At 64.2% G+C, this 14,442-nt stretch carries 11 protein-coding genes and 1 pseudogene; 9 read left to right on the top strand and 3 right to left on the bottom strand.

Annotation, left to right across the window (positions count from 1 at the left end):
• Window positions 1-9: 9 nt before the first annotated feature.
• Window positions 10-1,383, bottom strand: coding sequence for a hypothetical protein (locus ACVIN2_RS33600; protein WP_456768890.1), 1,374 nt, complete (start codon window positions 1,381-1,383; stop codon window positions 10-12).
• Window positions 1,384-1,480: 97 nt separating this feature from the next.
• The gene (locus ACVIN2_RS33595; protein ID WP_456768889.1) at window positions 1,481-2,740 is read right to left on the bottom strand and encodes an allantoate amidohydrolase; all 1,260 of its coding nucleotides are present in this window, start codon (window positions 2,738-2,740) and stop codon (window positions 1,481-1,483) included.
• A 404-nt stretch (window positions 2,741-3,144) separates the two neighbouring features.
• Between ACVIN2_RS33595 and ACVIN2_RS33590 the strand changes: the two genes are divergently transcribed.
• The 6 genes and pseudogenes from ACVIN2_RS33590 to ACVIN2_RS33565 all read left to right on the top strand — a co-directional run bounded on the left by ACVIN2_RS33590 (window position 3,145) and on the right by ACVIN2_RS33565 (window position 9,019).
• The gene (locus ACVIN2_RS33590; RefSeq protein WP_456768888.1) at window positions 3,145-4,257 is read left to right on the top strand and encodes a BMP family ABC transporter substrate-binding protein; all 1,113 of its coding nucleotides are present in this window, start codon (window positions 3,145-3,147) and stop codon (window positions 4,255-4,257) included.
• Window positions 4,254-5,366, top strand: coding sequence for an ABC transporter permease (locus tag ACVIN2_RS33585; RefSeq protein WP_456768887.1), 1,113 nt, complete (start codon window positions 4,254-4,256; stop codon window positions 5,364-5,366). The genes ACVIN2_RS33590 and ACVIN2_RS33585 overlap by 4 nt, the downstream gene beginning before the upstream one ends.
• Before the next feature lies 1 nt (window position 5,367).
• The gene (locus ACVIN2_RS33580) at window positions 5,368-6,294 is read left to right on the top strand and encodes an ABC transporter permease (protein ID WP_247403033.1); all 927 of its coding nucleotides are present in this window, start codon (window positions 5,368-5,370) and stop codon (window positions 6,292-6,294) included.
• A gap of 11 nt (window positions 6,295-6,305) precedes the next feature.
• Window positions 6,306-6,989, top strand: coding sequence for a biuret amidohydrolase (gene biuH / locus ACVIN2_RS33575; RefSeq protein WP_456768886.1), 684 nt, complete (start codon window positions 6,306-6,308; stop codon window positions 6,987-6,989).
• Window positions 6,986-8,520: pseudogene (locus tag ACVIN2_RS33570) on the top strand (ABC transporter ATP-binding protein). Before biuH ends, ACVIN2_RS33570 begins: the two are co-directional and overlap by 4 nt.
• A 13-nt stretch (window positions 8,521-8,533) precedes the next feature.
• Window positions 8,534-9,019, top strand: coding sequence for a nucleoside deaminase (locus ACVIN2_RS33565; protein ID WP_456768885.1), 486 nt, complete (start codon window positions 8,534-8,536; stop codon window positions 9,017-9,019).
• A gap of 134 nt (window positions 9,020-9,153) precedes the next feature.
• Here the strand turns inward: ACVIN2_RS33565 and ACVIN2_RS33560 are convergent, their stop codons facing one another.
• On the bottom strand, window positions 9,154-10,263 hold the full coding sequence (locus ACVIN2_RS33560) for a hypothetical protein (protein WP_456768884.1): 1,110 nt from the start codon (window positions 10,261-10,263) through the stop codon (window positions 9,154-9,156).
• Between the two features lie 573 nt (window positions 10,264-10,836).
• On the opposite strand from ACVIN2_RS33560, the gene ACVIN2_RS33555 reads away from it, so the two are divergent.
• From ACVIN2_RS33555 to ACVIN2_RS33545, 3 genes are read left to right on the top strand one after another with little or no spacing between them, the layout of a single operon-like run.
• A complete protein-coding gene (locus ACVIN2_RS33555) occupies window positions 10,837-12,408 on the top strand; it encodes an ABC transporter ATP-binding protein (RefSeq protein ID WP_456768883.1) in 1,572 nt (523 codons plus the stop codon).
• Window positions 12,392-13,483, top strand: coding sequence for an ABC transporter permease (locus ACVIN2_RS33550; RefSeq protein ID WP_456768882.1), 1,092 nt, complete (start codon window positions 12,392-12,394; stop codon window positions 13,481-13,483). Before ACVIN2_RS33555 ends, ACVIN2_RS33550 begins: the two co-directional genes overlap by 17 nt.
• Window positions 13,470-14,387, top strand: a complete 918-nt coding sequence (locus tag ACVIN2_RS33545) for an ABC transporter permease (protein ID WP_456768881.1) — start codon at window positions 13,470-13,472, stop codon at window positions 14,385-14,387. The genes ACVIN2_RS33550 and ACVIN2_RS33545 overlap by 14 nt, the downstream gene beginning before the upstream one ends.
• Window positions 14,388-14,442 lie beyond the last annotated feature (55 nt).

Raw genomic sequence — 14,442 nt, 5'->3', positions numbered from 1 at the left:
GACCGCCGTTCAGTCATTCCACTGGAGGAGCGGCGTTCCATGCGCCCTCCTCCAGACGGAGAGGAAACGCGGAAACCAGGAGTGGGCCACGGCGCCCTTGTAGGCCCAGGTGCGATATTTCAGGCCCTGCTCCGAGATCAGTTCCTGATACCCGCCGTGGACTTCGGTCGCGGTGCGAATGTCCTTCAGAATTCCCTGGGCGCAGGAACGGTAAGTATGGCTCCCCGAGAATTCGTCGTAGTCCAGCATGCGATCCGCGAACTCGACGTTGAACGTCGGCCAGGAGGACCGTCCCTGGTAGGCGGGAGCTGCGATCTTGTGGATCATCTTGTTCCGCGGATTATCCGCGGACACCAGGAAGTGGAATGTGCCGGGGATGCGAAAGCGCGGCTCCGCGACGATCAGATCCGCCGTTGCCGCGAACAGCGCGCGCTCGCTTTCCTTGTTCATATCCCAGAAGCCGCGATGCACACTGACGAAATCCAGCGCGACCGAGGACACCGGCGGGCCCGTGGGGCCATCAAGAGAATGCCTGATATAACCGCCCTTGCCGAACAGGTGGAGCAGGTCCCTCTTGTACTGCGCCAGGTCGCGACCGAGCCGCCGCTTCAGCTCGTTCTCGTCGACGATTCCGAGCTGCACGCCCCACACGAACGTCGTGTAGACGCAGCCATTGGTGACGAAACGCCTGCGCTCGGCGCGCGTGTCGGTTGCCGCGGAGCGCGGAGTTCTGGCGTCGCACAGCAAATACGTGGAGCCGTCATCATTGAACGGCGCCAGCTCGCTTGCGAGCTGGAGGATCGCGCGCTTAAGATCACCGCAATATTCGGCCAGCAGCAGGCGGCCGGCATGCGCGCATTGCGACATCGCCAGATGGGATGACGCTCTCTCCTCGGCAGAGATCATCTGCTGGAGGCCGGCCAGAATGCCGAGCAGCGTATCCGAGGGGCGCGAGAAATAGTTCACGCCGAGATACCGGGCGCGCCCAGCCGGGACGATGGTCGTCGTGACGACGTTGGCGCGAACCGCTTCCAGCAGCAGGCGGATGCTCTTTTCGAGCAGACGAGCCCGGCGCACCGCATCCTGAGAATCCATGATGGTGTCGGGGTCGAGGACGTCGGGATAGAACCAGGCAAAGTCGCGCGGATAGTACGCAGAAGCGTGCGGCGCGCCGGTGACGAGAAAGGACTCAGATACCGCAAAGGCACTGTCCATCGAGTGCCGGTAAAGGTCCTCGATGGCCGTGAACGGATGATGCGACTTCCTCAGGAATCGATCACCGAGAAAATTCATCGCCTGAAGCGCGTTGGCAACGAAGGTCGGCGCGATCCCCTGGTAAAATCGGTTTTCGCTGGGGGATGGAGAAGAGATGCCGCTGTTCATAGGCGCCGTCGAATGGTGTCTCGTGGTTCGGCGGGAGGCCGTCGCGGCTCTAGACCTGTCTGATTCGTGTCTCTATCCCGTGACTTGCGGGCTCAGTTTAGCCTTGCCGCGGCCGAAAATTCTCGATCAGCCCCAGCAACACCCGCGCGCCGGCGTCGGCATCGGCGAGCTCGACATGCTCGTCCGGGTGATGGCTGATTCCGCCGCGGCAGCGGACGAAGATCATGCCGACATCGGCAATGTCGATCATGGCCATGCCGTCATGCCCGGCCCCGCTCGGCAGCTCGAACACGGAAAAACCTTCGGCTTTGATCGCCTGCGCGATCTGCTCCTTGAGCCAGGGCGCACAAGGAGCGGTGCGGTTCTCGTGGGTGACATCGAGCTGAAGCGACAGTTGACGGCGCTTTGCGATCGCCTCGATCTGCCTGACGACATCGGCGACCGCGCGCTTGCGGTGCATGTCGGTCGGTGCCCGCATGTCAATGGTGAACGACACCTCGCCCGGAATGACGTTGGTCGCGCCGGGCCTCGCCTGGAGGTAGCCGACGGTGCCGACCAGCCCACCTTCGTCGGTGCGACAAAACTGCTCGATCACGCCGATGCATTCGGCCGCGCCCGCCAACGCATCGCGCCGGAGCGCCATCGGCACCGTGCCCGCGTGCCCCGCCATGCCGGTCAGCCGCGCGGCAAGCCGTGTCGCGCCCGCAATCGCAGTGACCACGCCGACGGGGAGGTTTTGTGTTTCCAGCACCGGCCCCTGCTCGATGTGCAGCTCGAGATAGGCAAGCAGCTCGCGCCGGGCCCGCGCGGCCGCGCCGATATGATCGGGGTCGAGCCCGAACTGCACCAGCGCGTCGCGCATGGACACGCCATCGCGGTCGCGTGTGTTGAGGGCGCTCTCGTCAAAGGTGCCCGCGACCGCGCGGCTGCCGAGCAGGGTCGAGGCAAAGCGCACCCCTTCCTCATCAGCAAAACCGACGATTTCGATCGCGAACGGGAGGCGCTTGCCGCGGCGGTTGAGATCGGCGACGCAGGCGATCGCCGTGATCACGCCCAACGGCCCGTCCCATTTCCCGGCATCGCGCACGGTGTCGTAGTGAGAGCCGAGCATCAGGCAAGGTGCGCCCGGCTGCTCGCCTTCGTAACGCCCGCAGACATTGCCGATCGCGTCGAGACGCGCACTCATGCCGGCGTCGCGCATCCAGCTCAGGATGAGGTCCGCTGCCTTGCGCAGCTCGCTGGTCAGATAGATGCGGGTGAGCTTGTCGCCTTCTTCCGAGATCGCCGCGAGCTCGTTGATCCCTCGCACGATCTCTTCGCCGAGCGGACCATTGTGAACGGCGTTACCAGCAGCCATCTCGGCGAGCTTTCCATCTCTTGGGACCGCAGCGACGGCGGTCCTGGCGGCAATCGATTCAAGTTCGGTGCCAGCGAAATCACGCGGCCGACACCGTTCCAATCAGCGCGTGGTTAGCATGAATGCGGTCGCCGGCAGACCACCCGGCCCTCGTCATGCACATGTCCAAGCCGGTCAAAACTGCTTAACTCCATTGCATACAATTACAAAAAACTGCTTATAATTTCATCTGTTGCTTTCCTGATCAAGCTCGGATCGATAAAAATAACTAATTACTTTCAATGGCTTAATTAGAAACTGTCTCTCGGTTATCTCTGGCACGAAGCTTGCGACAATTGATCTCGTGCTCCGCCAGACCGGCGCAGCGCGAGATGAGGCGGTGCATCCGCCAAGGGGAGCAAGCAATGGAATTTGGCAGGATCTCACGACGTCATTTGTTGCAGGGCGGCGCGGCTCTCACCCTCGGCGCGGCGGCCGGCGCCCGCCCGGCCTTCGCGGCCGAGACGACGATCGGCTTCATCTATGTCGGCTCGCGCGACGACTATGGCTACAACCAGGCGCATGCGCAGGGCGCGGCGGCGCTGAAGAAGATTCCCGGCCTTAAGGTCGTGGAAGAAGAGAAGGTGCCGGAGACAGACGCGGTCGAGAAGACGATCGAGTCCATGATCAATCTCGACGGTGCCACCCTGCTCTTCCCGACCTCGTTCGGTTACTACAATCCGCACATGGTCAAGATGGCCAACAAATTCCCGAAGTTGCACTTCGAGCACTGCGGCGGCCTGTGGAGCGACAAGGACCCGAAGAACGCCGGCAGCTATTTCGGCTATATCGACGAAGCCCAATATATCTCGGGCATCGTCGCCGGCTACAGCTCCAAGAGCGGCAAACTCGGCTTCGTCGCCGCCAAGCCGATCCCGCAAGTGCTGCGCAACATCAACGCCTTCGCGCTCGGCGCGAGGCTTGCCAATCCCAAGGCCACCACGCAGGTGATCTTCACCGGTGACTGGTCGATGCCGGTCAAGGAAGCCGAGGCCACCAACAGCCTGATCGACCAGGGCGTCGACGTGCTGACCTGCCATGTCGACGGTCCGAAGACCATGGTCGAGAACGCCGCGCGTCGGGGCGCCATGGTGTGCGGCTATCACGTCAACCAGTCGCCGCTCGCGCCAAAAGCGTATCTCACGGGAGCCGAGTGGAACTGGGAAGCGTTGTATCCCAAGTTCGTCAAGATGATCGCCGCCGGCGAGAGTATCCCGAACTTCTATCGCGGCGGCCTCAAGGAAGAGATCGTCAAGACCTCGCCGTATGGCGAAGCGGTCTCCGCCGAGGCGCGCAAGCACGCTGACGACGTCAAGGCCAAGTTCTTGTCCGGTGACGGCTACGCCATCTTCAAGGGAGGGCTGGTCGACAACAAGGGCAAGACGGTGATCGCGGCCGGCACCGATCGCGGCCAGAAGGACCCCGAGCTCGAGAAGATGGACTATCTCGTGGAGGGCGTGGTCGGGGCGACTTCGTGACGACGGAAGCTGCAGATCCCGTTGAAGCGGTCGGGACGGTTGCCCCGGCCGCCGATCCGGGATTCCTCCAGCGTTACGGCGGAGCGATCGAATATATCCTGATCCCGGGCGCGGCGCTGGCCGGCGCACTCGGGGTCTTCGGCATCTTCGTCGCGATGTTCGGCAAGAGCCCGCTCGACCTCTATTTCTACATGTACTACGGCGCGTTCGGCACCTGGTTCTCATGGCAGAACACGCTGACGCGCGCGGCACCGCTGATCCTTACCGCACTCTGCACGGCGCTGCCCGCGCAGCTCGGCATGGTTATCATCGGCGGCGAAGGCGCACTTCTGGTCGGCGCGCTGTCGGCAACCAGCGCGGCACTGGTGCTTCAGGGCATGCCGCCGCTCATCGTGCAGATCGCCATGGTCATCGCGGGCGTGATCGGCGGCGGCCTCTGGGTGATGCTCTCGGGCGCGCTGCGGCAATATCGCGGCGTCAACGAGACGATCTCGAGCCTGCTGCTCGTCTACATCGCGCTCGCGGTCCTTAACCATCTCGTCGAAGGCGTGATGCGCGACCCCGCGAGCCTCAACAAGCCGTCGACCCGCGAGATCGGCGCCGCCAACATGATCGGATCGATACCCGGCACCGACGTGCATTGGGGTCTCGTATTCGGCCTGATCGCCGCGGTCGCCGCCTACATCCTGATCTATCACACCGTGTTTGGCTTCGCCGCGCGTGTTGCCGGCGGCAACATCCGCGCTGCGAAGATCGTCGGCCTCAATGTCAGCAAGCTGATCCTGACCATCTGCTTCCTCGCCGGCGGCGCCGCGGGCCTTGCCGGCATGGTCGAGGTCGCCGCCGTGCAGGGGCGCACCAACGCCAACCTCGCCGCAGGCTACGGCTTCACCGGAATTCTCGTTGCCTTCCTGGCGCGGCAAAATCCGCTCGCCATTATCCCCGTCGCGATCCTACTCGGTGGTATCAGCGCCAGCGGCGGGCTGTTGCAGCGCCGCCTCGGATTGCCGGATGCATCCGTGCTGGTGCTGCAAGGCATCATCTTCGTCTTCGTGCTGGCGAGCGATGCGCTCTACGGCCGCATCGGATTTCTGAAGGGAAAGTCCTGAAATGGCAGACGGCTCGATCGGACTCTGGACTGTCCCGCTCGCCGTGCTCGGCGGCGCCATTCGCGTCTCGACCCCGTTCCTGTTCGTGAGCCTGGGGGAATGCATCACCGAGCGCTCCGGCCGCATCAATCTCGGCCTCGAAGGCACGCTGGTGATGGGCGCGATGAGCGCCTACGGCATTTCCTACCTCACGGGATCGCCGTGGCTGGGCGTGCTCGCCGCTGGCTTCACCGGCGCGCTTCTGGGCGCGCTGCATGCCGGCATCTGCTCGCTGCCGCGTGTCAACGACGTCGCGGTTGGCATCGCGCTGATGTTGTTCGGCACCGGCCTAGCTTTCTACCTCGGCAAACCGTTGATCGAGCCGACGGCACCTCGACTGCCCGCAATCGATTTCGGCTGGTGGAGCGACATTCCGCAGGTGCGCGCGGCGCTACGGGTTAACGTGCTGTTCCTGATCGGCGTCGCGCTCGCGCCAATTCTCTACTGGGCCTTCCGGACCACGCGCTGGGGCCTCCTGATCCGCACCGCCGGCGAGAGTTCGGACGCCGCGCGTGCGATGGGCCACTCCGTGCTGCTGATCCGCCTGCGCGCGACCATGGTCGGCGGCTTCCTGGCCGGCATCGGCGGCTCCTTCCTGTCGCTGTTCTATCCCGGAAGCTGGAACGAAGGCCTGTCCTCGGGGCAGGGCATCACGGCCGTGGCGCTCGTGATCTTCGCACGCTGGGACCCCTTGCTGTGTCTGTGGGCCTCGCTTGCCTTTGGCGGCGCCGCGGCGCTGGGCCCGGCGCTGCAATCGGTCGGCGTCACCTCCGGCTACCACCTCTTCAACGCCGCACCCTACATCCTGACGCTGGCGATCATGATCATCACTTGCTCGCCGAAGCGCACGCTGACCGGAGCCCCGGCCGAATTGTCGATCACCCGCTAGAGAGCCGAATCATGCCCGAGCGCACCATCAAGTCCGAGCCCTATGCGTGGCCCTATAACGGCGATCTGCGTCCCGAAAATACCGCGCTCATCATCATCGACATGCAGACCGATTTCTGCGGCGTCGGTGGCTACGTCGACAAGATGGGCTACGACCTCTCACTGACGCGGGCGCCGATCGAGCCGATCAGGAGACTGCTGACGGCAATGCGGGGCCAAGGCTTTCACATCATTCATACCCGCGAAGGCCACCGTCCCGATCTCTCGGATTTGCCTGCCAACAAGCGCTGGCGGTCCCGGCAGATCGGCGCCGGCATCGGCGATCCCGGACCCTGCGGCCGCATCCTGGTGCGCGGCGAGCCCGGCTGGGACATCATCCCGGAGCTCGCGCCGCTGCCCGGCGAGCCCATTATCGACAAGCCGGGCAAGGGCTCGTTCTGCGCCACCGATCTGGAGCTGATCCTGCGGGTACGCGGCATCGAGAACATCGTGCTCACTGGGATCACCACCGACGTCTGCGTTCACACAACCATGCGCGAGGCCAACGACCGCGGCTTCGAATGCGTGCTGCTGCACGATTGCTGCGGTGCCACCGACAAGAGCAACCACGACCACGCGCTGAAGATGATCAAGATGCAGGGCGGCGTGTTCGGCGCGGTCTCGACCTCCGACGCCTTCATCGGAGCAATTTCGTGATCGTCGGCGAAACGCCGCCGCCATCGGGCGCCTTCGGCGTCGATGCCATCGCCATGACCATGCGCTTCGGTGATTTCCTGGCGCTGGACAATGTCGCGTTGAAAGTGCGGCCGGGTTCGTTCCATGCGCTGCTCGGCGAGAACGGCGCCGGCAAGTCGACCCTGGTCAAATGCATCATGGGTTACTATCACGCCACCGAGGGCGACATCCTCGTCGGGGGCCGCGAGCAGGCGATCGGCAATCCGAAGGACGCCCACGCCCTCGGCCTCGGCATGGTCTACCAGCACTTTACGCTGGTGCCGGCGATGACAGTCGCCGAAAATCTGGTGCTGGCGCGCGATGACGTGCCGGCCGTGGTGAACTGGCCGAAAGAGATGAAGGAGCTCGAGGGCTTTCTCGCGCGCATGCCATTCAAGGTACCGCTCAGCGCAAAAGTCTCCGACATCTCCGCGGGCGAGCGCCAGAAATGCGAGATCCTCAAGCAGCTCTACCTGAAGCGCCGCTTCCTGATCCTGGACGAGCCGACATCAGTGCTGACGCCTGCGGAAGCCGACGAGGTGCTCGGCATGCTTCGTGACATGGTCGTCAAGGGCGAGCTGACCATCCTGATGATCACGCACAAGTTCCGCGAGGTCATGGCCTTCGCCGACGACGTCACGATCCTGCGCCGCGGCAAGCTCGCCGGCGCCGGCAAGGTTTCCGAACTGACGCCGGACGCGATGGCGCGCACCATGATCGGCGCCGAGGAGCTGACGGTGCAGCCGCCTCGCATCGGAGAGGCCGGCAAGGCGAGGCTGGAGCTGGCGAAGATGCGCGCGCTCGACGACGTCGGCGCCATCGCCGTTCATGATGTCTCCCTCACGGTCCGTGCCGGCGAGAGATCGTCGGCATCGCCGGCGTCTCCGGCAACGGCCAGCGCCAGCTCGTCGAGGTGCTGGCCGGGCAGCGCGCAGCCGAGAGTGGCGAGATCCGTGTCGCCGGCGATCCTTATCACGCCAGCCGCGAGGAGATGCGGCGGCATAACATGTCACTCCTGCCGGAGGAGCCGCTGAAGAACGCTTGTGTCGGCGGCATGAGCGTCGCCGACAACATCGCCTTTCGCGAGTTCGACCGCGCGCCTTTCGCTAGCCTCGGCTGGTGGCTCAACCGCGGTGCCTTCCGCGTCGACGCCAGGAAGAAGATCGCCCAGTACAAGATCAAGACCCGCACGCCCGACACGCCGATCTCGGCACTGTCGGGCGGCAACGTCCAGCGCGCCGTGCTGGCCCGCGAGCTCGGCGGCGACGTCGAGGTGCTGATCGCAGCCAATCCCTGTTTCGGGCTCGATTTCGCGGCGGTGGCGCAAATCCATGCCGAGATCATGGCCGCGCGCAACCGCGGCGCCGCGGTGCTGCTGGTCAGCGAGGACCTCGACGAACTCCTTGAACTCTCCGATCGGCTGGTGGTGATGTTCCACGGCGAATTCGTGTATGAAGCACGGACCAGCGAAGCCGATCTCACCGTGGTCGGCCGGCATATGGCGGGGCATTGACCAGGGGAGAGCGATGAGCGGCGGGTCCGAGCGTGACGAGCACTTCCTCCGCCTTTCTTTTGTGGTCGCCCGCCGTTCTCTCACCCACGGCAACCATCCTTTCGGCTGCATCGTTGTCGATGCCGAGGGCAAGGTGCTGATCGAGGCCGAGAACGGCTACATGCCGGATCACGACGGCACCGCGCATGCCGAGCGCCTCGCCGCGACGCAGGCCTGCCGCACGTTCGGCCGCGAGGTGTTGGCGAGGGCTACGCTCTATTCCTCCGCCGAGCCCTGCGCGATGTGCGCCGGCGCGATCTACTGGGCCGGCATCGGCCGTGTCGTCTATGGCCTCAGCGAGCACCGCCTGCGCGGCATCACCGGCGATCATCCGGAGAACCCGACCCTCGACCTGCCATGTCGCGAGGTTTTTGCCAGCGGCCAGCGGCCGACCCAGGTTGCAGGGCCGCTGCTCGAAGACGAGGCCGAAGCGCTGCACGATGGCGTGTGGACGAAGTAGACGGCGCCGAGCGGGCCTTGCCCCGCACTCACCGAAGGGCCGCCTGACGGTACCCAGCCCATCCCCCAAACGAAGATGACGCCGCGGAGGTTTGACGCGGCGCCATCGTCGTTCACCTGAAGCCTGTCAGGTGGCTAGAACTTCACAGTGATACCGGAGTAGAGCGAGGACTCGGTGCAGGAGCCGGTGCTCACCCTCGCGCCACCGGCCAGGGTGGTGCAGGCCACGGCGTTGTTGTGATCGAGGCCGAACTTGTTCTGCCAATAGCGGTAGGCGACCCAGACGTCGACGAAGTGCGAGTACTTCTCACCCCAAATCGCCTTCGAGGCATCGAGGGTCAGGCGGATCGGCTCGGAGTTGAACTCGACCTTGGTGGGATAGACGCCGTTGGCGACGCTGGCGGGAAGTGGCTCGGTGTCGGTGCCCTTCTTGCCGTACCACGCCGCGCGGCCGCTGATCGAGAAATACTGCATGTTCTGCGGCAGGAAACCGAGGTCCATGTAGTAGTTGGTTTCGATCGCCCAGGTCGGCTTGAACGACGTGTTGCCGTCGGCAATACACGGAGCGGACCAGCCGGCGCCGCACTGCGAGAAGGAGTTGTGGTTGGCGAACTCCCAGTACACCAGCGGCGCGACGTTGAAGTAGCCCTTATAGGGTAGATCGAAGGCGAACTGCAGACCAGCGACAACGTCGCGCTTGGCGGCGCCGAAATACCGGTTCTCCGTGTTGGCATCCATGCCAACCTCGAACGAGATGTTATGCAGCGGCCCCTGCGTGAAGGCCTTGGTGTTGAAGATTTCGTTCCAGCCGAAGGTCGAGCGGAAAAGGCCGTAGATTTCCGTCGCACCGGCACAGCTCGTCGGCGTCGCTGCGAACCCTGCAGCCGGCGAAACGACCACGCCTGTGGCGGTGCAGGGGCCTGCCGGATCGTTGTGGTCCGACTTGAACATCGAGATGGTGAAGAAGTTGGTGCCGTAAGTCCAGGCATCGAAGTGGGTGAAGGAGTAGACCTGCTTCGTCGTCTTGGCGTTGATCACGCCGTTGGTGTTGGTGAATGCACCGGGCTGCGAGGCATTGAAAATGTAGGAGAAGGTGACGCGGTCGTCGATCACCAGGAAGAACGGAAGGTCAGCCGCCTTCTTGGCAGCCTTGACCGGCAAGTCGGCTGCCTGAGCCATGCCACCGGTAGCGAGCGTAGCAAGTGACAGCGCCGCCGCCGCAACTGCCTTCATACGAAACGACATCCGAATACCCCCAAGTTTGGACACGTAAAAATGAACGTCCCTTGGGTGCGACACTTGCGCCGATCTCCCGGAGTGAGAAGCCTCAACTTGTTTCAAGGCATGCCGCTTGTTTGCACAGGGCGCTGCGTTTCTCCGGCGGATTTGGAAGGCCAAGCCTCACCGCCACACGGTCGGGCGAGAGCGGCCATTGCCGGATATTCCCGTTTGATTTCGCTCGCCTTTTCATGTCGAGCGGACGAGGCAAACAAGATGGGCCGGAGCTACTGTCGCGGTGTTCGCAAATGCATACGCGTGATGGCGCGTCTCTGCTTAACTTCACGCCAAGCCTGCATAGCGGGTTCCGATTTGGCTTGAGCCGTCACAAATTTGCAACACGCGTCGCACGCAAGTCGGGACTGCAGAGGCTGCTCGGCAGGCATTTGAGGACGATCGCCGCCCAGCGAGAGCCGCGACTCGCCGACACCACTTGGCTGCCGAAGCGTTGAGCAAGGGATGACGCTTTTTCACACCTTACGCGGCGGTTCAAACTAGCCCAGTATTGAGGCACTTCACCCCATGCAAGCGCATCAGCGAATGTTGGATCCCACGGCTAACAGCCTGCATTCCGGCGAGTCCCCGCTCCTCAGGACGGTCGGGCTCACCAAGCGCTATGGCGATTTCCTCGCCAACGATGCCATCGACATCGATATCTGGCCAACGGAAATTCACGCGCTGCTCGGCGAGAACGGCGCCGGCAAGTCGACGCTGGTCAAGGCGATCTACGGGCTGATCCAGCCCAGCGATGGCCAGATTTTCTGGCAGGGCCAGCCGATCCTGCTGTCCGGCCCCTCGGAAGCGCGCAGCCGCGGCATTGGCATGGTGTTCCAGCATTTCTCGTTGTTCGACAATCTCACCGTCGCCGAGAACGTTGCGCTCGGCCTCGACGGGAAAGAATCCTTCAAAGACATGTCGGCGCGGCTTGAGCAGGTGTCGAAGACGTATGGATTGCCGCTCGATCCCAAACGCGAGGTCTGGCAATTGTCAGTCGGCGAACGCCAGCGCATCGAGATCGTGCGCGCGCTGATGCAGGATCCGCAATTCCTGATCCTTGACGAGCCCACCGCAGTGCTGACGCCACAGGAAGCCGACCAGCTCTTCATCGTGCTGGAGCGGCTCAAGGCCGAAGGCCGCGCCATCCTCTACATCAGCCACAAGCTCGAAGAGGTGAAGCGGCTGTGCGACACGGCAACGATCCTGCGCGGCGGCAAGAAGGTGGAGACCTGCAATCCCAGGCTTGAGACCGCCGCTTCGCTCGCGCGCATGATGGTCGGCGGCGAGATCAAGGAGGTGAAGGCGGCCGCCGGCCGGCAGACCACCGTGCCGCGCCTCGTCGTCAACGACCTCTCGCTCGCCCCCGGCGAGGCGCATGGCGTGCGACTCGAGCACATCTCGTTCGAGCTGAAAGGCGGCGAGATCCTCGGCATCGCCGGGGTCGCCGGCAACGGCCAGGACGAACTGTTCGCCGCGCTGTCCGGCGAACGCCTGTCGAAGGATCCCGGCACGATCGTGATCGAAGGCCTTGCTGCCGGCCATCTCTCGATCACGCAGCGCCGCAAGCTCGGCGCGGCCTTCGTTCCCGAGGAGCGGCTCGGCCACGGCACCGCGCCGCGCATGAAGCTTTCGGAGAACGCGCTGCTCACCGGGCACGCCGCCAGCGGCATGGTCCATCACGGCTTCATCGATACCGCGGCCACTCTGAAGACCGTCGACCGCGCAACCGAGACGTTCGACGTCCGCAAGGCCAAGCGCGATCCGGAAGCAGCATCCCTCTCCGGCGGCAATTTGCAGAAGTTCATTGTGGGACGCGAGATCCTGCGCAATCCCGCGGTGCTGGTGGTGAGCCAACCGACCTGGGGCGTCGACGCCGGCGCTGCCGCCGTCATCCGCCAGGCGCTGCTTGATCTCGCAACCGCAGGCGCCGCCGTGCTCGTCACCAGCCAGGATCTCGACGAGCTCGCGGAAATCGCCGACCGCATCGCCGTGATGTTCCATGGCCATCTGTCTGCGCCGCTCGCCACCAGCGAGGCGACGCGCGAAAAACTCGGCCTGTTGATGGGCGGCAGCACGCTGGAGCCGAAGGAAGCCGCGCATGCAGTTGGTGCTTGAGAAGCGCGCCGAGCGCTCCAACACGATCGCGCTGATCTCTCCGCTGATCGCGATCGGCCTCACGATCGTGACCATGGTCATCCTGTTCGCGATTCTCGGCAAGAATCCGCTGCTTGCCCTGCACGCCTATTTCATCGCGCCTTTGACCGACAGCTATTCGCTCCAGGAAATCGCGGTGAAGGCGACACCGCTGGTGATGATCGCGATCGGGCTGTCGCTCTGCTATCTCGCCAATGCCTGGAACATCGGCGCCGAAGGGCAGTTCCTGATTGGCGCAGTCGCCGGAAGCTGGATTGCGGTGAAGACGCAGGGCACCGACGCCGGCGTCTGGGTGCTGCCGATCATGCTGGTGCTCGCCGCCGCGGCGGGCGCGCTCTACGCACTGATCCCGGCAATCTGCAAGGTGAAGTTCGGCGCCAGCGAGATCCTGACCAGCCTGATGCTGGTCTATGTCGCCGATCTCTTCCTCGACTATCTCGTGCGCGGCCCCTGGCGCGATCCGCACGGTTTCAACTTCCCGACCACGGCCGAGTTCGATCCCGTCGCAACGGTGCCGCTGCTGATTGAAGGCGGCCGGCTGCATCTCGGCTCCATCATCGCGCTCCTTGTCGTCGCCGCGGCGGCGATCCTGCTCGGACGCACTATCAAGGGATTCGAAATTCGCGTGGTCGGTGCGGCGCCTCGCGCCGCGCGGTTCGGCGGCTTCAATTCCAACCAGTTGATCATCCTGACCTTCGCCGTCTCGGGCGCGCTGGCGGGTCTCGCCGGCATCATCGAGGTCGCGGGTCCGGTCGGGCATCTCCAGCCCGGCATCTCGCCGGGTTACGGTTTTACCGCGATCATCGTCGCCTTTCTCGGCCGGTTGAATCCCCTTGGAATATTAATTGCAGGCCTTTTTCTCGCATTGACCTTTATCGGCGGCGAGCAGGCGCAGATCGCGATGAAGATCCCGTTGGACGTCACCAAGGTTTTTCAGGGCATCCTGCTGTTCTACGTGCTTGCCTGCGATTCCCTCATTCTCTACCGCTTCAAGCTGGTCTTCCCGAACCGACAGGTGGCTCGTGGAACTCATTGAAGCCATCATTCTCGCAGTGCTCGCCGCCTCGACGCCGCTCCTGATCGCGGCGACCGGCGAGCTCGTGACCGAGCGCTCCGGCGTGCTCAATCTCGGCGTCGAGGGCATGATGATCGTCGGCGCCGCATGTGGCTTTGCAGGTGCGTGGCTGACCGGCTCGATCTTCATCGGCGCGCTGTTCGGCATCGTCGCCGGCACATTGATGTCACTGGTCTTGGCATTGATGGCGCTCGGGCTTGCGGTCAACCAGGTTGCGACAGGGCTGGCGCTGACCATCCTGGGCGTGGGGCTCTCCGGCCTGATCGGCGCCGGTTTCGTCGGCGAGCGCATCACGCCGGCAACGCATCTTTACATTCCCGGCCTCACGGATATTCCGCTGGTCGGCCGCGTGCTGTTCGGCGAGGACGCCTTTGTCTATTTCTCGCTGGCGCTGGTCGCCGGCGTCTGGTGGTTCCTGTACCGCACGCGGTCGGGATTGATCCTGCGCGCCTGCGGCGACAACCACGTCTCCGCGCATGCGCTCGGCTACCCCGTTCTGCGCATCAGAACCATCGCCGTGATGTTCGGAGGCGCCTGCGCCGGGCTTGCCGGCGCCTACCTGCCGCTCGCCTATACGCCGTTCTTCATTCCAGGCATGACCGCAGGCCGCGGCTGGATCGCGCTGGCGCTGGTGGTGTTCTCGTCCTGGCGGCCGGGCCGCCTCGTGGTCGGCGCCTATCTGTTCGGCGCGGTGACGATCCTGCAGCTGCACGCGCAGGGCTGGGGCGTCGGCATTCCCTCGCAGTTGATGTCGGCGCTGCCGTATCTTGCGACTGTCATCGTCCTGGTCCTGCTCTCCCGCGCGCGCACGGGCGGATCGACGGCGCCGGCTGCACTCGGCACCGTGTTCGTGCCGGACCGCTAGCGTTTCATTTCCGCGGCGTGCGCGATGGGGCGCGCACGTTGGGGATCGTGGCTTT

The organism is Bradyrhizobium sp. USDA 3650, assembly GCF_054057395.1.
Note: the sequence above shows the minus strand (reverse complement) of the source record. Positions and strands in the feature narration are given on the sequence as shown.